This is a genomic window from Pseudomonas sp. NPDC089758 (assembly GCF_044748705.1).
Classification (GTDB): domain Bacteria; phylum Pseudomonadota; class Gammaproteobacteria; order Pseudomonadales; family Pseudomonadaceae; genus Aquipseudomonas; species Aquipseudomonas putida_X.
In genome coordinates, this window is the sequence record NZ_JBIVGN010000020.1 from 62,650 (window position 1) to 82,826 (window position 20,177).

General features: G+C 62.5%; 20 protein-coding genes and 1 pseudogene. 5 read left to right on the top strand and 16 right to left on the bottom strand.

The window, feature by feature from the left end; genetic code table 11:
• Positions 1 to 215: 215 nt before the first annotated feature.
• Entirely contained in the window at positions 216 to 1,718 is a 1,503-nt protein-coding gene (ppx, locus tag ACIPZH_RS22690; protein ID WP_400629537.1) for an exopolyphosphatase, read from the top strand.
• On the opposite strand, the gene ppk1 is transcribed toward ppx, so the two are convergent.
• Positions 1,705 to 3,885 carry a polyphosphate kinase 1 gene (ppk1, locus tag ACIPZH_RS22695; RefSeq protein WP_400637951.1) on the bottom strand — a complete coding sequence of 727 codons (2,181 nt, stop codon included), beginning with the start codon at positions 3,883 to 3,885 and terminating at the stop codon, positions 1,705 to 1,707. The genes ppx and ppk1 overlap by 14 nt on opposite strands.
• Positions 3,886 to 4,160: 275 nt before the next feature.
• On the opposite strand from ppk1, the gene ACIPZH_RS22700 reads away from it, so the two are divergent.
• Positions 4,161 to 4,805 (top strand): DedA family protein, encoded by a 645-nt coding sequence (locus ACIPZH_RS22700; protein WP_241805473.1) that lies wholly within the window; start codon positions 4,161 to 4,163, stop codon positions 4,803 to 4,805.
• Positions 4,806 to 5,306: 501 nt separating this feature from the next.
• Here the strand turns inward: ACIPZH_RS22700 and ACIPZH_RS22705 are convergent.
• A pseudogene (locus tag ACIPZH_RS22705) lies at positions 5,307 to 5,933 on the bottom strand (sterol desaturase family protein); the annotation flags it as partial.
• A gap of 113 nt (positions 5,934 to 6,046) precedes the next feature.
• Here ACIPZH_RS22705 and elbB point away from each other — a divergent pair.
• On the top strand, positions 6,047 to 6,712 hold the full coding sequence (gene elbB / locus ACIPZH_RS22710; RefSeq protein ID WP_267819584.1) for an isoprenoid biosynthesis glyoxalase ElbB: 666 nt from the start codon (positions 6,047 to 6,049) through the stop codon (positions 6,710 to 6,712).
• Here elbB and ACIPZH_RS22715 read toward each other — a convergent pair whose 3' ends face one another.
• From ACIPZH_RS22715 to ACIPZH_RS22725, 3 genes are all read right to left on the bottom strand, one after another.
• Entirely contained in the window at positions 6,713 to 7,165 is a 453-nt protein-coding gene (locus ACIPZH_RS22715; protein WP_241805471.1) for a YaiI/YqxD family protein, read from the bottom strand.
• A 341-nt stretch (positions 7,166 to 7,506) separates the two neighbouring features.
• Entirely contained in the window at positions 7,507 to 7,755 is a 249-nt protein-coding gene (locus ACIPZH_RS22720; RefSeq protein WP_012316799.1) for a DUF3077 domain-containing protein, read from the bottom strand.
• Entirely contained in the window at positions 7,752 to 8,015 is a 264-nt protein-coding gene (locus ACIPZH_RS22725; RefSeq protein ID WP_400637933.1) for a hypothetical protein, read from the bottom strand. Before ACIPZH_RS22725 ends, ACIPZH_RS22720 begins: the two co-directional genes overlap by 4 nt.
• A gap of 518 nt (positions 8,016 to 8,533) precedes the next feature.
• Between ACIPZH_RS22725 and ACIPZH_RS22730 the strand changes: the two genes are divergently transcribed.
• Positions 8,534 to 8,989 (top strand): REP-associated tyrosine transposase, encoded by a 456-nt coding sequence (locus ACIPZH_RS22730; RefSeq protein ID WP_400637935.1) that lies wholly within the window; start codon positions 8,534 to 8,536, stop codon positions 8,987 to 8,989.
• 95 nt (positions 8,990 to 9,084) lie between these two features.
• Here the strand turns inward: ACIPZH_RS22730 and ACIPZH_RS22735 are convergent, their stop codons facing one another.
• The 6 genes from ACIPZH_RS22735 to ACIPZH_RS22760 all read right to left on the bottom strand — a co-directional run bounded on the left by ACIPZH_RS22735 (position 9,085) and on the right by ACIPZH_RS22760 (position 15,017).
• A complete protein-coding gene (locus tag ACIPZH_RS22735; RefSeq protein ID WP_349976021.1) occupies positions 9,085 to 10,503 on the bottom strand; it encodes an efflux transporter outer membrane subunit in 1,419 nt (472 codons plus the stop codon).
• A complete protein-coding gene (locus tag ACIPZH_RS22740; RefSeq protein WP_241805469.1) occupies positions 10,500 to 11,375 on the bottom strand; it encodes an HlyD family secretion protein in 876 nt (291 codons plus the stop codon). Before ACIPZH_RS22740 ends, ACIPZH_RS22735 begins: the two co-directional genes overlap by 4 nt.
• Positions 11,372 to 11,584, bottom strand: coding sequence for a DUF1656 domain-containing protein (locus ACIPZH_RS22745; RefSeq protein ID WP_209862598.1), 213 nt, complete (start codon positions 11,582 to 11,584; stop codon positions 11,372 to 11,374). The genes ACIPZH_RS22740 and ACIPZH_RS22745 overlap by 4 nt, the downstream gene beginning before the upstream one ends.
• The gene (locus tag ACIPZH_RS22750; protein WP_400637936.1) at positions 11,581 to 13,668 is read right to left on the bottom strand and encodes an FUSC family protein; all 2,088 of its coding nucleotides are present in this window, start codon (positions 13,666 to 13,668) and stop codon (positions 11,581 to 11,583) included. The genes ACIPZH_RS22745 and ACIPZH_RS22750 overlap by 4 nt, the downstream gene beginning before the upstream one ends.
• A complete protein-coding gene (locus ACIPZH_RS22755) occupies positions 13,665 to 14,117 on the bottom strand; it encodes a MarR family transcriptional regulator (RefSeq protein WP_349976023.1) in 453 nt (150 codons plus the stop codon). Before ACIPZH_RS22755 ends, ACIPZH_RS22750 begins: the two co-directional genes overlap by 4 nt.
• Before the next feature lie 102 nt (positions 14,118 to 14,219).
• A complete protein-coding gene (locus ACIPZH_RS22760) occupies positions 14,220 to 15,017 on the bottom strand; it encodes a tetratricopeptide repeat protein (protein WP_267819601.1) in 798 nt (265 codons plus the stop codon).
• Positions 15,018 to 15,223: 206 nt separating this feature from the next.
• On the opposite strand from ACIPZH_RS22760, the gene ACIPZH_RS22765 reads away from it, so the two are divergent.
• Positions 15,224 to 15,781: a WYL domain-containing protein gene (locus tag ACIPZH_RS22765; RefSeq protein ID WP_400637937.1), complete on the top strand. Its 558-nt coding sequence runs from the start codon at positions 15,224 to 15,226 to the stop codon at positions 15,779 to 15,781.
• 13 nt (positions 15,782 to 15,794) lie between these two features.
• Here the strand turns inward: ACIPZH_RS22765 and ACIPZH_RS22770 are convergent, their stop codons facing one another.
• The 5 genes from ACIPZH_RS22770 to ACIPZH_RS22790 form a co-directional block, all read right to left on the bottom strand.
• Entirely contained in the window at positions 15,795 to 16,658 is an 864-nt protein-coding gene (locus ACIPZH_RS22770) for an ABC transporter permease (RefSeq protein WP_400637939.1), read from the bottom strand.
• A 14-nt stretch (positions 16,659 to 16,672) separates the two neighbouring features.
• Positions 16,673 to 17,536, bottom strand: a complete 864-nt coding sequence (locus ACIPZH_RS22775; protein WP_267819608.1) for an ABC transporter ATP-binding protein — start codon at positions 17,534 to 17,536, stop codon at positions 16,673 to 16,675.
• Positions 17,537 to 17,542: 6 nt separating this feature from the next.
• Positions 17,543 to 18,562, bottom strand: a complete 1,020-nt coding sequence (locus ACIPZH_RS22780) for an ABC transporter substrate-binding protein (protein ID WP_400637942.1) — start codon at positions 18,560 to 18,562, stop codon at positions 17,543 to 17,545.
• A gap of 17 nt (positions 18,563 to 18,579) precedes the next feature.
• Positions 18,580 to 19,479: a TauD/TfdA dioxygenase family protein gene (locus ACIPZH_RS22785; RefSeq protein WP_400637943.1), complete on the bottom strand. Its 900-nt coding sequence runs from the start codon at positions 19,477 to 19,479 to the stop codon at positions 18,580 to 18,582.
• A 217-nt stretch (positions 19,480 to 19,696) separates the two neighbouring features.
• Positions 19,697 to 20,038 (bottom strand): tryptophan synthase subunit beta, encoded by a 342-nt coding sequence (locus tag ACIPZH_RS22790; protein WP_241805699.1) that lies wholly within the window; start codon positions 20,036 to 20,038, stop codon positions 19,697 to 19,699.
• Between the last annotated feature and the right edge of the window lie 139 nt (positions 20,039 to 20,177).

Genomic DNA, 20,177 nt, shown 5'->3' on the forward strand with positions numbered 1-20,177 from the left:
CGTGGCCCATCATAGCCGCACCCACGCGCTACAGGAAGTCACGGACGATTGAGTGTCACTATAGTTGTGCAAGACGCCACGAATCGAAACTGTCACAGAAGTGTCATAGCATCGACTGGCACATTGCCTTGCATCAAGCCCTGGCGAGTCGTGCGTTGGCGACAGCCTGCTAACGTGGCACGATTGCCGGGTTACCGACCGAGACTACTCAGATCATGCCGCATACCTTAGCGAAGAACCTGTCCCTGATTGCCGCCATCGACCTGGGCTCCAACAGTTTTCACATGGTCGTGGCCAAGGCTCACCATACCGAAATCCGCATTCTGGAACGGCTTGGGGAGAAGGTTCAGCTCGCCGCTGGCATCGACGAAGCACGCATGCTCAGTGAAGAAGCCATGGTCCGGGGCCTGGAATGCCTGAAACGCTTTGCCCAACTGATCAACGGCATGCCTGCAGGCGCCGTGCGCATCGTTGGCACCAACGCCCTGCGCGAGGCGCGCAACCGCAACGAATTCATCCAGCGTGCCGAAGTGATCCTCGGCCACCCTGTGGAAGTGATCTCCGGCCGCGAAGAAGCACGCCTGATCTACCTGGGCGTGTCCCATACCCTGGCCGACACCCCCGGTAAACGCCTGGTCGCCGACATTGGCGGCGGCAGCACCGAGTTCATCATCGGCCAGCGCTTTGAGCCGCTGCTGCGTGAAAGCCTGCAGATGGGCTGCGTCAGCTTCACCCAGCGCTATTTCCGCGATGGCAAGATCACCCCGGCCCGCTACGCCCAGGCCTACACGGCAGCGCGCCTGGAGCTGATGAGCATCGAGAACGCCCTGCACCGCCTGACCTGGGATGAAGCGATTGGCTCGTCCGGTACCATCCGCGCCATCGGCGCCGCGATCAAGGCTGCAGGCCTGGGCAATGGCGAAGTCAACGCCGAGGGGCTGGCATGGGTCAAACGCAGGCTGTTCAAGCTGGGCGACACCGACAAGATCGACTTCGACGGGGTCAAACCCGACCGCCGCGCCATCTTCCCAGCCGGCATGGCGATTCTCGAAGCGATCTTCGACGCGCTGGAACTGCAACGCATGGACCATTGCGATGGCGCGCTGCGTGAAGGCGTGCTGTTCGACCTGCTTGGCCGCCACCACCACGAAGACGTGCGCGAACGCACCCTGAACTCGCTGATGGAACGCTACCACGTCGATCAGGGCCAGGCTGCGCGCGTCGAGCGCAAGGCGCTGCACGCTTTTGACCAGGTGGCCAAGGCGTGGGACCTTGAAGAGGGTAACTGGCGCGATCTACTGGGTTGGGCTGCCAAAATTCACGAAATCGGCCTGGACATCGCCCACTATCACTACCACAAGCATGGCGCCTACCTGATCGAACACTCCGACCTGTCGGGCTTCTCGCGCGAAGACCAGCAGATGATGGCGCTGCTGGTCCGTGGCCACCGGCGCAACATCCCCAAGGAAAAGTTCGCCGAACTGGGCGATGAAGGGGTGAAACTGCTGCGTCTTTGCGTACTGCTGCGCTTCGCCATTCTGTTCCATCACATCCGCGGCACCCAACAGATGCCGAAGGTGCAACTGCAGGCCGCAGACAATAGCCTCGATGTGGCCTTCCCGGCCGGCTGGCTGGAGCAGAACCAGCTGACCCAGGCCGACTTCGCCAACGAGGCGGAGTGGCTGGCCCGGGTCAACTTCGTCCTCAGCGTACGTTAAGTACCGGGTTGCTCAGGCGCTCCAACAGGGTCGCCTGGGCGCTGCGCGGGTTCTGGTTGCCGGTCGGCGTGCTGCGCACATAGCGCCCGTCGGGCTGCAGCGTCCAGGCGTGGGTGTTGTCGGTCAGGTAGCCTTCCAGTTCCTTCTTCACCCGCAGCAACAGCTTCTTGCCCTCCACCGGGAAGCAGGTCTCTACACGCTTGTCGAGGTTACGCTCCATCCAGTCGGCGCTGGACAGGTAGATCTGCTCGTCGCCGCCGTTGAGGAAGTAGAACACCCGGGTATGCTCCAGGAAGCGGCCGATGATCGAACGCACCTGGATATTATGCGAAACCCCCGGAATACCTGGGCGCAAGCAGCACATGCCACGGACCACCAGGTCGATCTTCACACCCGACTGGCTGGCCTTGTACAGGGCCTTGATGACCTTGGCATCGGTCAGCGAGTTGAACTTGGCGATGATATGCGCGGGTTTACCTTCCAGGGCGAACTGAGTTTCCCGGGCAATCATATCGAGCATGCCCTTTTTCAGGGTGAACGGCGCGTGCAGCAGCTTTTTCATGCGCAAGGTCTTGCCCATGCCGATCAACTGGCTGAACAGCTTGCCCACGTCCTCGGTGAGGGCGTCGTCGGAGGTCAGCAAGCTGTAGTCGGTGTACAGGCGGGCATTACCGGCGTGGTAGTTACCGGTGCCCAGGTGGGCGTAGCGGACGATCTCGCCCTGCTCGCGGCGCAGGATCAGCATCATCTTGGCGTGGGTCTTGAAGCCCACCACGCCATAGATGACCACGGCACCGGCGGCCTGCAGGCGGCTGGCCATCTGCAGGTTGGACTCTTCGTCGAAACGCGCACGCAGCTCGATCACCGCAGTGACCTCCTTGCCGTTACGTGCCGCATCCACCAGCGCGTCGACAATTTCCGAGTTGGCCCCTGAACGGTACAGCGTCTGGCGCACAGCGAGCACGTGCGGGTCCTTGGCGGCCTGGCGCAGCAGGTCGACCACAGGGGTGAAGGACTCGAACGGGTGCATCAGCAGGATGTCCTGCTTGCTGATGACACTGAAGATGTTGTCGGCGTTGGCCAGCAGCTTGGGGATCGCCGGGGTGAACGGCGTGTACTGCAGCTCCGGGTGGCTGTCCAGGCCTGTGATGCTGAACAGGCGGGTCAGGTTGACCGGGCCGTTGACCTGGTACAGCTCGCTTTCGCTGAGGCTGAACTGCTTGAGCAGGTAGTCGGACAGGTGCTTGGGGCAAGTGTCAGCCACTTCCAGGCGCACGGCATCACCGTAGCGGCGCGAGAACAGCTCACCGCGCAGGGCGCGCGCCAGGTCGTCGACTTCTTCCGAATCCAGTGCCAGGTCGGCGTTACGGGTCAGGCGGAACTGGTAGCAACCCTTGACCTTCATGCCTTGGAACAGGTCATCGGCATGGGCGTGGATCATCGAGGACAGGAACACGTAGTTGTCCCCAGGGCCACCGACGTCTTCCGGCACACGGATGACCCGCGGCAGCAGGCGCGGCGCCGGGATGATCGCCAGGCCCGAATCACGACCGAAGGCATCGACCCCTTCGAGTTCGACGATGAAGTTCAGGCTCTTGTTCACCAGCAACGGGAACGGGTGCGTCGGGTCCAGACCGATCGGCGTGATGATCGGCGCAATTTCGTCACGGAAGTAGCGGCGCACCCAGGTCTTGAGTTTGGGCGTCCAGTAACGGCGGCGGATGAAGCGGATCGCGTGCTTTTCCAGCTCCGGCAGCAGCACGTCATTGAGGATGGCGTACTGGCGCTCCACTTCGGTGTGCACCAGCTCGCTGATGCGCGCCAGCGCCTGATGCGGCTGCAGGCCGTCGGCACCGGCCTGTTCACGGGCGAAGTTGATCTGCTTCTTCAGGCCCGCGACGCGGATCTCGAAGAACTCATCGAGGTTGCTGGAGAAGATCAGCAGGAATTTCAGGCGCTCGAGCAGCGGGTAGGACTCATCCAGCGCCTGCTCCAGCACGCGGATGTTGAACTGCAGTTGCGACAGCTCGCGATGAATGTACAGGCTGCTGTCGTCCAGGCTTGGGATGGCGATGGCCGGCGCGGGGGCAGCATGCACGGGCGCTGGGGTGGCGGCCTCTGCTGCAGGCTCCGGGGCCTCTGGCAGATCTGGCGGGGTCTGCACCATCTCTTCAGGGACTGCCTGAGCATCCTTGATCGCGACAGGGGTTAGCACTTCATTATTCATCTGGCGTTCCTGGAGGACGTTAACGCCCTATCATCAATTGAGCGGGACGATAAGCGGCCATTATGACGTCTGTGTTACATCTATAGGCAAGCCCGCGACTTATGGCTCAAGCCATTGTCCTTCTACGAATTGTTCACGTCGAGACGCGCCTGGGCACTTTCACGAACGCGCGTGAAGGGGTAGGCTGCGCGTTCATTTCGCCAGCACCTCAGAAAATGCTTCAACAATTCCTGCAGGATTTCGGCTATTTTGCCCTTTTTCTAGGCACCTTCTTTGAAGGCGAGACCATCCTGGTGCTTGCAGGATTCCTTGCGTTCCGCGGGTACATGGACATCAGCCTGGTGGTGATCGTGGCATTCTTCGGCAGCTATGCCGGCGACCAGCTGTGGTACTTCATGGGCCGCCGGCACGGGCGCAAGATCCTTGCGCGCAAGCCGCGCTGGCAGGCGATGGGCGACCGGGCGCTGGAGCATATCCGCCGCCACCCCGACATCTGGGTACTGAGCTTCCGCTTCGTCTATGGCCTGCGCACGGTGATGCCCGTGGCTATCGGCCTGTCTGGCTACCCACCCCGGCGTTACCTGCTGCTCAACGGCATCGGTGCAGCCGTATGGGCCTTGGCCCTGGGCGCTGCCGCGTACCACTTCGGCGCCATTCTGGAAGGCATGCTGGGCAACGTGAAGAAGTACGAGCTATGGGTGCTCGGTGGCCTGCTGCTGCTCGGTGCCCTGCTGTGGCTGCGCCGGCGTTTTCGCACCTTGCGCGCCGAGCGCAAGGCCGCCGCACAAGCCCAGGCCGACGAGGCTGAGCAAACTGTAAAGCGCGAGCATGGCCCAGACCAAGGGCGTGACAACCCCTAAGCCCAGAGCGCCAGCCAGATACAGTGCGGGCGCATTCAATAGCAGGCGCACCAGTTCCAGGCGCCCTGCCCACGGCCGGTTCTCCAAGGCCGCGCCCAAGGCAAACAGGCCCAACGCCATCACTGCCCAGCCCAGCACCAGGGCCGCTGTCGGCACCTGCTCGGCAACGCTCATCAAGTAGCTGCCCAATGCCACGTAAACAGCGAACTGCAGCACCACGTAGACCTGCTGCGCCCGCCCCAGTGCCACCGCGAACTTACGGAACAGCGCCAGGTTCTGCTTGGCCTGTGGATAACGCGCGGCCACATCCGCCGGCCGCCAGCCAGTGGGCATGAACCAGATACGCAGTTTGTCCCACAGGCTTTCGGTGCGCCGGGCATCGTCCCAGAGCTGGGCATAGAACTGCAGGTTGGCCCATAACGGGTTCCAGCTGGCCAGCGGCGTGGTCACGCCAAACACCACGGGCTCGGCCGGATCTTCCTCCTTGAATGTGCCAAACAGACGGTCCCAAAGAATGAACACACCGCCGTAATTGCGATCCAAATAAACAGGATTTTGCGCATGGTGGACGCGATGGTTGGACGGAGTGATCAGTATCCATTCGAGCCAGCCCAACTTGGGAATGTGCCGGGTATGCACCCAGAACTGGTACAGCAGGTTGAGCGACGCCACCGTTATGAACACCCAGGGCGACACGCCGAGCAGCGCCAGCGGCAGGTAGAAGATCCACGAAAAGAGGAAACCGCTGCTGGTCTGGCGCAACGCGGTGGTGAGGTTGTACTCCTCGCTCTGGTGATGCACCGAATGGGCTGCCCACAGCACATTGCGCTCATGGCCCAAGCGGTGCAGCCAGTAATAGCAGAAGTCGTACAGCACGAACGCCAGCAACCAGACCCAGAGGGCGTGGTCCGGCAAGTGCAGCAGCGCCAGATGCTCCCACGCCAGTGCATAGGTCACCACCCCTACCCCCTTGGTCAGCAGGCCGGTGCTGGTGGAAAGCACGCCAGTGCTCAGGCTGTTGATCGAATCGGCCACGGTGAAATTACGCTGGCCGCGCACACGGTCGGCGACCAGTTCAACCGCGATCAGCACGAAAAAGAACGGTACGGCCAGCAGAATCAGGTCCATGGACAGCTGCCTCCAAGGGTACCCAGAGAGATTAGGATGCTCCCATGGCAACCCCTATGGCCACATCTGCCAAACTAGAGGACATTTAGCGCCTCGACACTGGAGTAATGAGCATGACGAAAAAAGTAGCGGTGATTCTTTCCGGCTGTGGCGTCTACGATGGCGCCGAAATCCATGAAAGCGTGATCACCCTGCTGCGCCTCGACCAGCGCGGCGCACAGGTGCAGTGCTTCGCGCCGAACATCGCGCAGATGCATGTGATCAACCACCTCACCGGTGAGCAGGTGCCTGAGTCGCGCAATGTGCTGGTGGAGTCGGCGCGCATCGCCCGCGGCGAGGTCAAGGACATCAGCGAGGCCAGGGCCGAGGACTTCGACGCGCTGATCGTGCCAGGTGGTTTCGGCGCGGCGAAGAACTTGTCCGACTTTGCCACCCAAGGTAGCGAATGCACGGTCAACCCTCAGGTACTGGCCTTGGCCGAAGCCTTTGCCGAAGCCTGCAAGCCGGTTGGCCTGATGTGCATTTCACCGGCACTGGCGGCGAAGATCTACGGCCCTGGCGTGGTCTGCACCATCGGCAACGATGCCGATACTGCTGCTGCGGTGGTCAAGATGGGTGGCACCCATGAAGAGTGCGATGTGCATGACATTGTCGAAGACACCCAGCGCAAGCTGGTGACTACGCCGGCGTACATGCTGGCCCAGTCGATCAGCGAGGCGGCTGGCGGCATTTACAAGTTGGTGGATCGTGTGCTGGAAATGACCCACGAGGCTGACTGATCAGCCCTTGGCCAAGCGGGCCAGAATACGGTCCAGCGCATTGGCGAACGCCTGCTTCTCGCGTTCGCCATAAGGCGCCTGCCCGCCGCCGACCTGGCCCTGCTCGCGCAACTCGGTAAACAGGTTGCGCACTGCCAGGCGGTCGCCCATGTTGCGCTCGTCGAACTCACGGCCACGTGGGTCCAGTGCCGCTACACCCTTCTTGATCAGGCGGTCGGCCAGCGGCACATCGCTGCAGATGACCAGCTCACCTGGCACGGCGTGCTCGACCAGGTAATCATCGGCGGCATCCATGCCGCTGGGTACCACGATCAGCCGCACCACGGCGAAGGCCGGTTTGGCCACGGCCTGCCCGGCCACCATTACCACCTCGAGCTTGCGCTTGAGGGCGAATTTGACGATCAGGTCCTTGGCTGCCTTGGGGCAGGCGTCGGCGTCGATCCATATGCGCATTGCATTTTTCCTCTTGAAGCAGGTGGGGCAGTGCCCGATGCCCTTCAGTCGAGCGATTTGGGGCCGCTTTGCGGCCCATCGCCGGCAAGCCGGCTCCCACAGGTACCGCGCACAGCTTAGGAGCGGCGAGGTACCGGTGGTGGCTTGCCGGCGATGGGCTGCAGAGCAGCCCCGAAACCCTAACGACTGGCATCAAGCCTGCGCTCTCCTTGCGCGACTAGGGTCATGTTACTCGTCCCGGCGAAAGAAACACGCAATGGCACATCTATTTCAATGGCCACGTGGAGTGCGCAGAGCAAGCAGCAGTAACGCCGCTCGCTGCCTGCCATGACTGCAAGGCCTCAGTGAGCCTTGTTCATCCCCCGCTCCAGATCATCGATCAATGCCTTGGCCATTTCGCTGAGAATCCGCGCCGCGCTGCCAGCGATGCGGTCGTTTTCCATTTCCGCTTCGGTGGTGAGGTGGCGGATGCAGCCGAGCAGTACGGAAAGCTGCGAGAACGCATGATCGAACGGGACATCAGGCCTGAGGCTGAACAGGTCGAAGGTTTCTACGCCTGCCGTTGATGCTTGGTTGAGGCCCTCGCTCATTGTGACCCTCCTTGCGCACCGACGTGCTTGTTCAGCGCATTGATCATCCGGCACAGCAGGCGGATGTTCATGCCCATCGCGTCACGCACAGGGCCTTGCGGGCTGTCGAGCAGCACGCTGGAGGTCAGTTTTATGGTCAGGGTCAAAGCGCAGATGAGTGCGTTGCACTCTTGGGTGTTGGGCGGTTCCGGGAGCGAGATGGCGGGAGGGTCGAGAAGAAGCAGGGCGGATGGAGGTGGGTCTGGGACGAGCTTTTTCATGGCGGATCTCCGTATGTTGGACTGACCTGCCTTCCTCCTCGTCTCACGGATTTGGGTGGCAGTCGTGCACGGGGTGAGACCCGGGACATACGGTAACCCCGGCCAGACCGAAGTCTGCCCGCGCACGACCGCCATGGAGCGGCGCTACCGAATGTGAACCGGGTGTCTCACGCCCGATCGCCTTGTGGGGCGACCCGAGGACATTATTCCCGGAGCGCTTGCCAGCCAAGACGGCACCTTCCGATAGGCGTCGTAGGATAAGTCGCCAGAGTGAAAGAACTGAAGCATTTGGTTTCAGGTTCGGAAATGTCTTACGGCTTTGCGGCGGCTGCGAGGGCTTCGCCCCCGATCGCCGGCAAGCCGGCTCCCACAAATACGGTGCAAGCCTCAAGAACTGCCGAAGCCCATTGGCCGGCTTGTCGGCGATGGCCCTGCAGAAACAGCAGGTACCAATTGAGCCCAACCTAGTGGAACCGTCGCTACTAGCCTCATGAGCAAACCATCAGGAGGCAGGGAACATGGATCGTCCCCATTCAAATCAGGTAAGGCTTGGCCGGTTCTCAGAAAGGCATCGGTTGTACCTTCTCACCAGCACCACATTGCACAGGGCCCCTGTGCTGGGTGAGTTTCACTCGGCCCGCTTGTTGGTCAGCCAGATGCGCGAGGCCGAGGCAGAAGGTGCGGCGCGGTCTTTAGCCTGGGTTGTAATGCCTGATCATTTCCACTGGTTGATCGAGCTGGGGCCGGTGAGCCTGAAAACGTTGATGCGCCGAGTGAAGTCGCGCAGCACCTGTGCCATCAACCGCCATCTCGGGCGATATGGGCGGCTTTGGCAGAAGAGCTTTCATGACAGGGCGTTGCGGCGAGAAGAGGATTTGCAGGCTGTGGCGCGGTATATCGTCATGAATCCTAAGCGCGCAGGTCTGGTTGAGCGGGTGGGGGATTATCCGCATTGGGACGCGATCTGGGTTTGACGGCCATGGCCACATCGCCACCTGGCTCCAACAGGTAAAGCGCTGCCCTCAGGTTCAGTGCAATTCCTGTGGGCCGGCTTGCCGGCGATGGGGCCTCAAGGCTTGGCGGTATCCTTCCACCCACCGCCCAACGCCAGGAACACCCCGATCTGCCCCATCGCCACCTGGCTGTTGGCCGCAGCCAGCTGCGCACGCATATCGGTATACGTCCGTGTCGCCTGCAAGTCCGCCAGGAATGACTCACGCCCCGCCTGGTAATACCGGTGCGTCTGGTCCGCCGCTTCTTTCGCCGATTTTTCCGCCTCGGCCAGCGCATCACGCCGGTCCAGCAAGGCGCTGTACTGGGCCAGGCGGGTCTGAGTTTCGCGAATGGCGTTGAGCACCACGCCGTCGAAATGCGCCAGTGCCGCCTGGGTCGAGGCCTCGGCCATGCGAATGCGCGCACGGGTGCCGTTGGTGGGGATGCTCCAGCTGATCTGCGGGCCGAAGCCCCACCGGTTGGTTGCAGGTTCCCCCAGGTTTTCGAGAATACCGATGGTACCGACCTGGGCGCCGATGCTGATGTCGGGATACAGCGCGCCCGTGGCCACGCCGATATTCGCTGTAGACGCCGCCAACTGGCGTTCGGCCTGGCGCACGTCGGGGCGGCGCTTGAGCAGCGCGGCGCCATCACCGACCGGCAACAGCTGGTTCAGATGTGGCAGCTCGGCACAATCGGCAGTGCCGGCCGGCAGTTGCTCCACAGGCTTGGCCAGCAGCGCAGCCAACGTGTACAAGCCAGTTTCCCGCTCAGCCTTGAAGCGCGGCAACTCTGCGCGCAGCGATTTGAACTGGGTCTGCGAGCGGGTGACCTGGGTTTCGTCACCCCGGCCAGCATCACGCAGGCGCTGGTTGAGCTGCACGCTCTGCTGCTGCAGATCGAGCGACTCACGGGCGATGTGGTACTCCTCGTTGGCCGAACACACTTGGGTGTAAGCCTTGACCACATCGGCCACCAGCGTGATGCGGGCAGTATCGGCGGCGGCCTGCACAGCGTCGGCATTGGCTTTGGCGGCTTCGGTGCCGCGCTTGAAGGTGCCCCAGAGGTCAAACTGGTAGGAGGCACTGATGATCGCCTCGCCGATGTTGGCCACCGGCACCTTCTCGGTCAGCAGGAAAGCCTCGCCAGACTCCTGCAAGCGCTGGGCGCCGGCCTTGATGCCGCCATTGAAGCCACCCTGCGACTGCGCGACCTCGACCTGCGCACGGGCCTTGGCAATGTTAGCCGCCGCCACGCGCAGTTCGGTGTTGGCACTCAATGCCTGGCGCACCAGCTCATTGAGGCGTTGATCCTGATACAGCTGCCACCAGTCCTCAGGTACCGGCGCCGACACCACGCTGGCAGCATCCTGGCGCAGTGGCCCACTGAGGTCGCTGCGCTGCACTGCCGCATCCTTGGGCACTTCATAGTCCGGGCCGACCATCATGCAGGCCCCAAGCGACAGGCAAACGCCAGCCAGGATCAGCTGTTTCATGGGCGCGGGCCCTCGATGATCGAGACCGTGGCGGTACGCCCGGCGATCATGCGGAAGTCTTGCGGCACTTCATCGAAGGCGATGCGTACTGGGATCCGCTGGGCCAGGCGCACCCAGCTGAACGCCGGGTTGACGTTGGGCAGCAGGTTGCTGCCGCTGCTGCGGTCGCGGTCTTCGATGCCAGCGGCAAAGCTCTGCACATGGCCACGCAGGCGAGTGTTGTCGCCCATCACACGGATGTCCACGGCATCGCCAATGTGGATGCCGCCCAATTTGGTCTCTTCGAAATAGCCATCGACGTGATACGAAGCACTGTCGACGACCGAAAGCACTGGGCGGCCAGCCGTGACGAATTCGTGGTTACGTGGCGCGCGGTCGTTGAGGTAGCCGTCCACCGGGCTGCGCACCACCGAACGGTCAAGGTTGAGCTGGGCGGTGTCGACCGCCACTTGGGCCTCGCTCACCGCCGAACGGGCACGGGCCTCGCGGGACTGGCTTTCTTCCAGTTGCTCGGCTGCCACCAGGTTGCCCAGCTTACGGTTGCGCTGCGCTTCGCGAGAGGCCTGGGCCAGGGTTTCCTGGCGTTCGCCAAGGGTCGCCTTGGCCTGGCGCAGCGCCAAGGTGAAGCGGTCCTGGTCGATGGTGAACAGCACGTCGCCGCGTTTGACGGTCTGGTTGTCATGCACTTCGACCTTTTGGATCAACCCGGAAACATCCGGGGCGATCTGGATCACGTCGGCGCGGATGTGGCCGTCGCGGGTCCAAGGGGCGAACATGTAGTACACCACCATCTGCCACACGAGCACAGCGGCGAAGGTCACTACCAGCAAGGTCAGGACCACACGGCCCAGGGTCAGCAAAGGTTTTTTCATGGCAGCATCAGGCTTCGGCAAAAATGGTCCACCGCGCCAAGCAGCACGGCATACAGAGCAACGTTGAACAACGCCCGGTGCCAGACCAGGCGGTAGAAGTGCAGGCGCACCAGCACCGCGTGCACCCCGAGAAACAGCACGTAAGTGCAGACCATCATCACCAGCAGCGTGGGCAGGAACACCCCGCTGATATCCAGTTCACCGATCACAGGGGCGCTCCGTCGAGGCCGGGGGGCAGTTGCGGTTGTTCGGCAGGCTCGAGCATCACCTCGACACCCGGCAGCAATGCCAGGCGCAGGCCACTCAGGGCATGCAGCAGGTGCGTGCGGGCATCGCCGCGTTCGTACAGCTCATCCAGGTTCAGCACCAGGCGCGCCCGCTCCATGTTGCGCAGCAGCGCCGCAGGGGCATGCAGGCGCTGACCGGCGCGCAGGCAGGCCTGGTAGTGGCCGCCCACTTCCTCGATCACCGTTTGCAGGCGTTCGCGGGCCTGGGTGCCTGCGCGCGGCAGGTAGGCCAGCAGGTCGAGCAGGTTCAGCCCCACGCGCAGGTCGCGCAGGGCTGCGCCAGTGTCCTGGCCGGTCTGCGACAGGCGCGGCAGGTGCTGCATCAGGCGGTCGAGCATCTGCACGCCGAGCTGGCGACGTTCGGCCAGGGTCGCCGGTGCAGTCATCTCGACGATGTCCCGCCAGGCGAAGCGAGTCATGCGCTTGGCGGCCAGTTCCACCCCGAAGGGGCGCATCACCAGGGTCCAGATGAACGCGAACAGAAGCCCTGCCGGGCCTGCCAGGTTGGAGTTGAGGAAGGTGAAGAAATCAGCGTCGTAGGCGCCCTGGATGCTGATGAAGGTGGAGGTGTTGACGATTGTCAGTAAGGTGCCCAGGTAGAAGCGGGGCTGCACCGTCAGGGTGCCGACGCATATGAACGGCACGGCGAATGCCAGCACCAGCATCGGGAAATCGTGCAGGTTGGGCAGCACCAGGAACAAGTACAGGCTGGAGAAGATGACCGACATCAGGGTCCAGAAGAAGAACCGGTAGATCTGCGGTGCGGGGTCGTCCATGGCGGCGAAGAAGCTGCATGACACGGCGGCGAGAATCACCGCACTGGCGCCGTCGTTCCAGCCCAGGCCAATCCACAGGCCGCAGGCGACAATGATCGCCAGCACGGTGGAAACTACCGAATACAGCATCAAGCCACGGTCGAAGAAGGGTGTCAGGCGGCCCAGGCGCCAGTGGCGGTAAACTGCGCGCCAAGGCTTGGGGTCATCCATGCGCAGGGCATGCTGCAAGGTGCAGCAGTCCTGCCAGAGGTCGGCCCACTCGGTCAGGCGATACAGTGCATTGGACAACAGCAACTCAGCACGCTGGTCGAGGGCGGCGGCTCCGGGCTGCAGGCGGTCGATCTGTTCATGCAAGGCGGTCCAGCGTGCTACCGAGGCACTGTCGGCGGTGCCCTTGAGCCATTCGCGAGCGGCGGCCAACACAGGCTGCAATTGGGCGAACTGCGCAGGAGCGCGGCCTTCGAGGGCCACCAGGGCGTCGTCGAGGGCGTCTATGACCGGCAACAGGTGGATCATCCGCCCACGCAGTTCGCGTGCGTTCTTTACCATATGCGGGCCTGCCCCCTCATGGCCCAACTGGCCAATCATCAACTCCAGCGAGTTGAAGGTGGTGACCATGGCACCGCGCATACCCCCTACTTTGTCGGCAGCCATATCCCGGGCGAGGTAGGTATCGCTGTAGCGAATCGCCTCGGTGAACCAGGTGCCGGTCGAGCCGACCACGACAGGCGCCAGGCGTCGCGGCCAAAAAATGGCGCCGACCACAGCGGCGCAGACGATCCCCAGGCAGATTTCCTGAGCACGTGAAGACGCAACGTCGAACACTGCCAGCGGGTTGTCGACCACCGCCAGGGCGATCATCGGCAACGTATAGCCTGCCAGCATCAGCATGTAGTTGTTCGCGGTGCGCAGGTTCAGCGAGAGGTACAGCAATGTGCCGGTCCACAGGGCGATCGCGACGGTCAGCAACAATGGCGACTGCACCAGCGGCGGTACCAGGAAGATTGCCCCGCCAGCGCCGAGCAGCGTACCAAGGGCGCGGTACAGGGCCTTGGAGCTGGTAGGCCCAACGAACGGGCTGGAAACGATATAGACCGTCGCCATCGCCCAGTACGGGCGTGGCAGCTGCATGAGCAGTGCGATGTACAACGCGATCATCGACGCGGCAAAGGTACGCACACCATAGAACCAATCGCGGGCCGGCGGTAGGGAACTGAAGAAACCGTTCATGCCACCCCGCCAGTGCTTCCAAGGCCTGCCGCCTCGAAGGCACGAAGCACGCGCAAGGCGGCATGCAGGTCAGCTTCATCGATGCCCTGCAGCACTTCGTGGCGGACTCGCACCAGCTCAGCTTCGATGGCTTCGGCCAAAGCCCGGCCCTCGCCCGTCAGGCTCAGGGCCTTGGCACGGCGGTCCAGCGGATCCTCGCTACGGCATACCAGGCCGGCCTTGCACAGCTGGTCAAGCAGGCGCACGAGCGACGGGCTTTCCAGGCCCGCGGCCTGAGCCACGGCTACCTGGTGCACTCCATCGCCCAGGCGCACGATCATCAGCAAAGGTGCGGCGCAGGCTTCGGAAATGCCGTAACTGGTCAGCGCCGTATGGCAGATGCGCCGCCAATGGCGAGCGGAAACGATCATGCCAGTGCTGACTTGCAGGCGCAGTGAATCAAGCGTCATGTAAAGAACCAGGGATATTCATAGTTTGCTAACTATCAATATACGCCTGGCCCTCCCCCTGTCGTCAACCGCGGGCGACGGGGGGTGTACATGAATTGTTGTTCATCGAGGCTGTACCTGGTCCTCCAACTTCATCGCCAATGCCAGCGTACTGCCCATCTGCACGGCCCGATCCCGCCAATCCAGATAGCGCGCCGCATCGCTACGGCTGAAATGCACGGCCAGCTCCTCGGCCGCCTGCATGACCCCGGTCGCCGCCGCCAGCTCCAGCCAATACAGCCCGGCCTTGATATCGGCCTGCACACTCAAGCCATGCAACAAGCGGTAGCCCACCTCGAAGCGGCAACGCACCTCGCCCAGTTCGGCACCACGAAGAAACCATTGGTAAGCCTGCGCAAGATCGACCTGCCAGCCCAGTTGCGCATCGCAGACTTCTTCTTCGTACAAATCGCCGAGTGCGGCTGCGGCATGCAGCAGGCCACGGTCAAAAGCATGGCGATAACACTCTGCGGCCTGGGCGTAGGAAACCTCCACACCCTTGCCGAAGTAGTGTTGCTGCCCCAGGTTGAACCAGGCGGCGGCATTGCCTTGCATGGCCGCCATGCGCAGCAGGTGCCCGGCCAGCACGGTGTCGGCACGCCAGTACTTGCCATTGAGCCAGACCCAACCCAGGTCATTGAGCGCCGCCACATGGCCAGCCAGCGCTTGATGGCGCAGGTCGGCATACACCGCTTGCAGGTCCGCGGCTTCGTCCAGGCGGTTGACCAGCAGCGCCCGCTGGCTGGGCAACCCCACCCCGGCGAACAGCCGCTGTCGCCTGCCAGCGGGGGTCGGCGCGGGAATGACCTGCTCAGGCAGAAGACGGGCGAGCAGCGAGTGGATATTGCTGACAGCTGACATGTTCATCCTCATTGAACGACCCACAGGCCTTACTGCGGCTGTGATGAGGCGTGATTCTGCGCGACGTCACGTCAAAACCTGTCGCGAACGATTCGACGCCAGGCAACCAATTGGCGGCTGCTTGATCTGATCGGATCGTGGCTAATTGCCATGACCCGCTAATGCCGCCATCCTGATGCGGCAAGCCTAGACAAGGACGTTACCTTTTGCCGTTCGCCACCACCCGCGCCACCCTCAGCCGTCAGTGGGCGCTGTTGCGCCAGCTACCCAGCCGTTCCCCGGGCATTACCAGCGCAGAACTGGTGTGGCGCCTGCGCGATGTGGGTTTCAGCGTCAGCAAACGCACGGTTGAACGCGACCTCAATGAGCTGTCGTTGATCTTTCCGCTGGAGCGCAATGACAAGAGCATTCCGTTCGGCTGGCACTGGTCGGTCAACGCCGCGGGGGAGCTGCGCGGGAATTTCGACCTGCAGGGCTACTTGCGCGGTGAGGCGCTACAACCGGTGCAAGGTGATGGGCTGGTGCTGCAAGCCTGGGTCAACGACAGGGTGGCGCGGCAGTTGCGCGATCAGCCGTTGAGTGCAGACATGCAGCTGACTGCCCTGGAGCATGGGCATCGGCTGCAGGCGACGATGGAAGATGGCTGGACGCTACGCTGGTGGGTGTTGAGCCAAGGGGACGCCGTGAAGGTCGAACAGCCGGATGAACTGCGCAGTGAGATTGCCCAGACCCTGAGCAAGGCGGCTGCGCAGTACCAGAATTAGGGGCCACTGCAGATCAGCGCTGCATCCCCCAGCGCCGCACGGTCGCCCGTTCCAGAGTATTGAATACCAGCCCTTCGACCAGCAGCCCGATCAGGATCACCACCGCCAACCCGGCAAAAACCTTGTCGGTATACAGCTCGTTGCGGTTCTGGAAGATGTACCAGCCCAGCCCGCCCTTGCCGCTGCCGGCACCGAACACCAGCTCGGCGGCGATCAACGTGCGCCAGGCAAAGGCCCAGCCGATCTTCAGCCCCGACAGGATCGACGGCAGTGCCGCGGGCACCAGGATGTGCAGCACCAACCGTAGCCCCTTTAGGCCATAGTTGCGCCCCGCCATGCGCAACGTCTCCGACACCCCCAGAAAGCCTGCGTAGGTATTGAGCGCCAGCGCCCAGAGCACTGAATGCACCAGCACGAAGATCAGGCTGTTGTCGCCCAGGCCGAACCACAACAAAGCCAGAGGCAGCAGGGCAATCGCCGGCAGCGGGTTGAACATTGAGGTCAAGGTACCGAGCAAGTCACGGCCCAACTGGGTGGATACCGCCAGGCTGGTAAGGCCGAACGCCAGCACGATACCCAGCACGTAGCCCTTGAGCAGGATCACCAGCGACACGCCGACTTTGGCCGGCAGCTCACCGCTGAGCAGGCCGTCCCACAGCGCTGCGGTAGTCTGCAAGAAGCTCGGCAGCAGCAGGTCGTTGCCTTGGTAGCGGGCAATGGCCTCCCACAATGCTGCGATCACCACCAGGATCACCGCCTTGCGTAACCAGCCGTGCTGCCACAAGCGTTGCGCCAGCGGCAGGTTGCGTTCCAGAGGCACACTGAGCAGCGGCTCGAGCTGCACCTCGTATTCCTGTCGTACAGGTGTAGTGGTCATGGCTCAAGCTCCTGTCAGTAGGCGATGCGGATGTCGTTGAAACCCAGCTCTTCGGCCGGCCCGGGGGCATCGGCCTCGTCGAACAACAGCCGATGGATGCGCCGGGCGCTGGCCTGGAAGTCACTGGCGCCGAGGCTGCCGAGATCATACTGATGGCTGTGCACCTCGGCCCGCACCCGCCCCGGATGAGGTGACAGCAACAGAATGCGGTTGCCCACCACCAGCGCCTCTTCGATGGAATGGGTGACGAACAACAGGGTGAAGCGCACTTCCTCCCACAGCAGCAGCAGCTCTTCCTGCATCTTGCGCCGGGTCAGCGCATCGAGCGCAGCGAACGGTTCGTCCATCAACAGGACCTTCGGTTGCGTGGCCAGTGCACGGGCAATTGCCACGCGTGCTTTCATGCCGCCCGACAGGGTATGCGGATAAGCGTCGGCAAACGCCGCCAGGCCAACCTTGTCGAGGTAATGCAACGCGCGCTCTTCGGCCTCGGCTCGCTTGAGCTGGCCGGAAACGAGCAGCGGGAACATGACGTTCTGCTTCACCGTCTTCCACGGCGGCAGCTGGTCGAACTCTTGGAACACCACGATGCGATCGGGGCCAGGGCCGTTGACCGGCTGGCCCTGCAGCAGGATCTGCCCTTGTTGCGGGCTGATGAACCCGGCCACGGCCTTGAGCAACGTGGACTTGCCACACCCCGAGGGGCCCAGCAAGACAAAGCGGTCGGCACGGTCGACTTCGAAGCTGACCTGATGGGTGGCCCGCACCACGCGCTGCGCAGTACGGTATTCGAGGCTCAGGTTATCCACCTTGAGCAAGGGCGGTGTGGCCACACGGCTAAGGTTGCTGGCCGTGTGGCCTGGCAATGGGGCGGTCATGGTCGATCAGCTCCCCTGCAGTGGGCGTTCATCCTGGAAGAAATAGTCCTTCCACGACTCTGGCTTGTGCTTGATGGCGCCTACCCGGTAGAGAAACTCGGCCAGCTTGTAGGTGTTCTTCGGGGTTACCGTGAACTCGTACTGGGGGTTGTCGATCAGCTTGATCAGCACATCGCGGTCAATCTTGGCCTTGGTAACGCGGATATAGGTATCGGCAGCCGCCGCCTTGTCCTTCTGGGCAAAGTCCGCAGCCTCGGCCAGGGCATCGACGAACGCCTTGTAAGTCTTGGGGTTGTCGTTGCGGAATTTCTCGGTGGCAAACAGCAAGGTCGGCGAGTTGGGGCCGAGCAGGTCATAGCTGTTGAGCACCACGTGCACGTCCTTGTTGGCCAAAACCTGGTCCTGGAACGGCGGGTTGGAGAAGTGCCCGTTCAGCTCGGTGCCGCCAGCGAGCAATGCGGCGGTGGCATCTGGGTGCGGTACGGCCAGGGTGTACTTGTCGAGGCGGTTGTATTGCGTGTCGCCCCACTGCTGGGCAGCGGCGTACTGCAGCAAGCGTGATTGTACCGACACGCCCACGGCCGGCACGGCAATGCGGTCCTTATCGGAAATGTCGGCGATGGTCTTCACGTTCGGGTTGCTGCTGACCAGGTAGTACGGGAAATTGCCCAGCGAGGCCACTGCCTTGACGTTCTGCCGGCCTTTGGTGCGGTCCCATACGGTCAGCAATGGCCCAACGCCGGCACCGGCGATGTCCACCGAGCCGGACAACAGCGCGTCGTTGATCGCAGCGCCCCCAGATAGCTGGGCCCAGTCGACGTCGATGTCGATGCCCTGCTCCTTACCGTGCTTTTCAATCAGTTGTTGGTCACGCACCACATTGAGCAGCAGATAGACGATGCCGAACTGCTCGGCGATGCGGATCTTGCCTTCGGCATGGGCCAGGGTGGGGGCCGCAAGGCCGCCCACGACCAGGCTTGCGCCCAGGCTGATACTTGCCGCCAGGCGGCTGATGGATTTGCGCATGATGGTTTCCTCAGTCGTCAGAACGGGGCATCGCCCTGGATGGTGGTGCGGAAAAGCTTGCGCCGCAGGTGGGCCGGGCAGCCTGTGGCAAGGTGGATCAGCGAGCGGTTGTCCCAGAACACCAGGTCGTGTGGTTGCCACTGGTGGCGATAGATGTTGTGTTCGAGCACGCTCAGGGCATAAAGCTGCTGCAGCACATCGCGGCTTTCATCATCCGGCAGGCCGATGATCCGGGTAGTGAACCCTTCGCTGACGAACAGGGCCTTGCGGCCGTTTTCCGGGTGGGTACGCACCACCGGATGGATCACTTCCTGCACCTGTGCAAGCTGCTCGGCGCTAAGGGTCGGGCGCCAGTTGCCTTCGAACTTGGTCTCGGCATAACGGGCGGTGTAGGAGTGAGCGGCGCTGCGGCCCTCGACCTGCTTGCGCAGTGCTTGAGGTACCGCGTCCCAGGCTTTGTGCATGTCGGCGAACAGGGTGTCGCCACCTTCGCTGGGCAACTCTTGGGCATGCAGCATGGACCCCAGGCTGGGGAGCGCTTTGTATGAGAGGTCTGAATGCCAGAACTTGCCGGCATCGCCCAGGCCGATGTTTTGGCCGTTCTCGATGATGTTGGAGACGATCAGTATCTCGGGGTGGCCTGTGAGCAGAAACTGCTTCAGCACATGGATCTGCAGTTGGCCGAAGCGGCGGCTGAAAGCGATCTGCTGTTCAGGGCTGATGCGCTGGTCGCGCAGCACCAGTACGTGGTGGTCGAGGTGGGCGCGATGAATGAGGCTGAAGTCCTCGGCGTTGACCGGTTTAGCCAGGTCCAGGCCGATGATCTCGGCGCCAACGGCACCCGAGAACGGGCGGATTTCAAAGGTTTGCGGCTGAGCGCTGTGGTTGGACGGCAAGGCGTTCGAGGCGGCGGACATTTTTCACTCCCACGCAGTGCGCGACTTCAATGACGCGCAACGATCAGAAACGCACGGGGGTTTACCCGTGTGGGTTCAAGTCGTGCGGCGCATCGATTGGTCGACGGGTACGCAGTGGAGTGACTATAAAGTAATTAAAAAAATAATTTAAATACCTTTAATGAATAACGATATGAGAGGGCAGTTGTCTGCCGGCCAAGCAGACAAGCGTGGAGGATTAAATCAGCCCGCCCTCCTCCTCTTCCTCGATCAGGTTGTTCAAGCTGCCGAGCGCCTTTCGCGCGGTGGAGCGACTGAGCAGCTTGGCTTGGGCGCCAGGCGGCAGGTCGGTGATGCTGAAGACACCTTTGGCAGTGAGCACCTCGATCAAGTCCTCAAGCACCCGAATCATGTCCAAGTCGCTCTGTTTCAGCTGCTTGAGGCTATTTTCGACGACATCGTCAGCAAACCACTCCTGAATCTCGGCATGATCTGCTGGGAGGATCTCCGTGTGTTCGGCATAAGGTGCAGCTTCTACCCGCAGCAACTGGCCCTCGGCGTCGCGTTGCACGTAGAACATGGCGTCATCCCTCGTCACGATGGTTCCTTGTTGGTAGTCAGCAGCATAGGCAAAGTTCATCGGGCATGACAGCCCGGCGCAGAAGTATGCGCTGCACGAAGATGACAGAAAAGACCGCGCTGCGCGGTGGCCGGGCTGG

Coding starts and splice junctions, on each gene's coding strand:
- elbB (WP_267819584.1), top strand. CDS start 6,047: ATGACGAAAAAAGTAGCGGTGATTCTTTCCGGCTGTGGCGTCTACGAT.
- ACIPZH_RS22740 (WP_241805469.1), bottom strand. CDS start 11,375: ATGAAAAAACCTTTGCTGACCCTGGGCCGTGTGGTCCTGACCTTGCTG.
- ACIPZH_RS22725 (WP_400637933.1), bottom strand. CDS start 8,015: ATGAAAAAGCTCGTCCCAGACCCACCTCCATCCGCCCTGCTTCTTCTC.
- ACIPZH_RS22735 (WP_349976021.1), bottom strand. CDS start 10,503: ATGAAACAGCTGATCCTGGCTGGCGTTTGCCTGTCGCTTGGGGCCTGC.
- ACIPZH_RS22715 (WP_241805471.1), bottom strand. CDS start 7,165: ATGCGCATATGGATCGACGCCGACGCCTGCCCCAAGGCAGCCAAGGAC.
- ACIPZH_RS22760 (WP_267819601.1), bottom strand. CDS start 15,017: ATGTCAGCTGTCAGCAATATCCACTCGCTGCTCGCCCGTCTTCTGCCT.
- ACIPZH_RS22720 (WP_012316799.1), bottom strand. CDS start 7,755: ATGAGCGAGGGCCTCAACCAAGCATCAACGGCAGGCGTAGAAACCTTC.
- ACIPZH_RS22755 (WP_349976023.1), bottom strand. CDS start 14,117: ATGACGCTTGATTCACTGCGCCTGCAAGTCAGCACTGGCATGATCGTT.
- ACIPZH_RS22775 (WP_267819608.1), bottom strand. CDS start 17,536: ATGACCGCCCCATTGCCAGGCCACACGGCCAGCAACCTTAGCCGTGTG.
- ACIPZH_RS22785 (WP_400637943.1), bottom strand. CDS start 19,479: ATGTCCGCCGCCTCGAACGCCTTGCCGTCCAACCACAGCGCTCAGCCG.
- ACIPZH_RS22780 (WP_400637942.1), bottom strand. CDS start 18,562: ATGCGCAAATCCATCAGCCGCCTGGCGGCAAGTATCAGCCTGGGCGCA.
- ACIPZH_RS22700 (WP_241805473.1), top strand. CDS start 4,161: ATGCTTCAACAATTCCTGCAGGATTTCGGCTATTTTGCCCTTTTTCTA.
- ACIPZH_RS22770 (WP_400637939.1), bottom strand. CDS start 16,658: ATGACCACTACACCTGTACGACAGGAATACGAGGTGCAGCTCGAGCCG.
- ACIPZH_RS22750 (WP_400637936.1), bottom strand. CDS start 13,668: ATGAACGGTTTCTTCAGTTCCCTACCGCCGGCCCGCGATTGGTTCTAT.
- ppx (WP_400629537.1), top strand. CDS start 216: ATGCCGCATACCTTAGCGAAGAACCTGTCCCTGATTGCCGCCATCGAC.
- ACIPZH_RS22730 (WP_400637935.1), top strand. CDS start 8,534: ATGGATCGTCCCCATTCAAATCAGGTAAGGCTTGGCCGGTTCTCAGAA.
- ACIPZH_RS22790 (WP_241805699.1), bottom strand. CDS start 20,038: ATGTTCTACGTGCAACGCGACGCCGAGGGCCAGTTGCTGCGGGTAGAA.
- ppk1 (WP_400637951.1), bottom strand. CDS start 3,885: ATGGTGCAGACCCCGCCAGATCTGCCAGAGGCCCCGGAGCCTGCAGCA.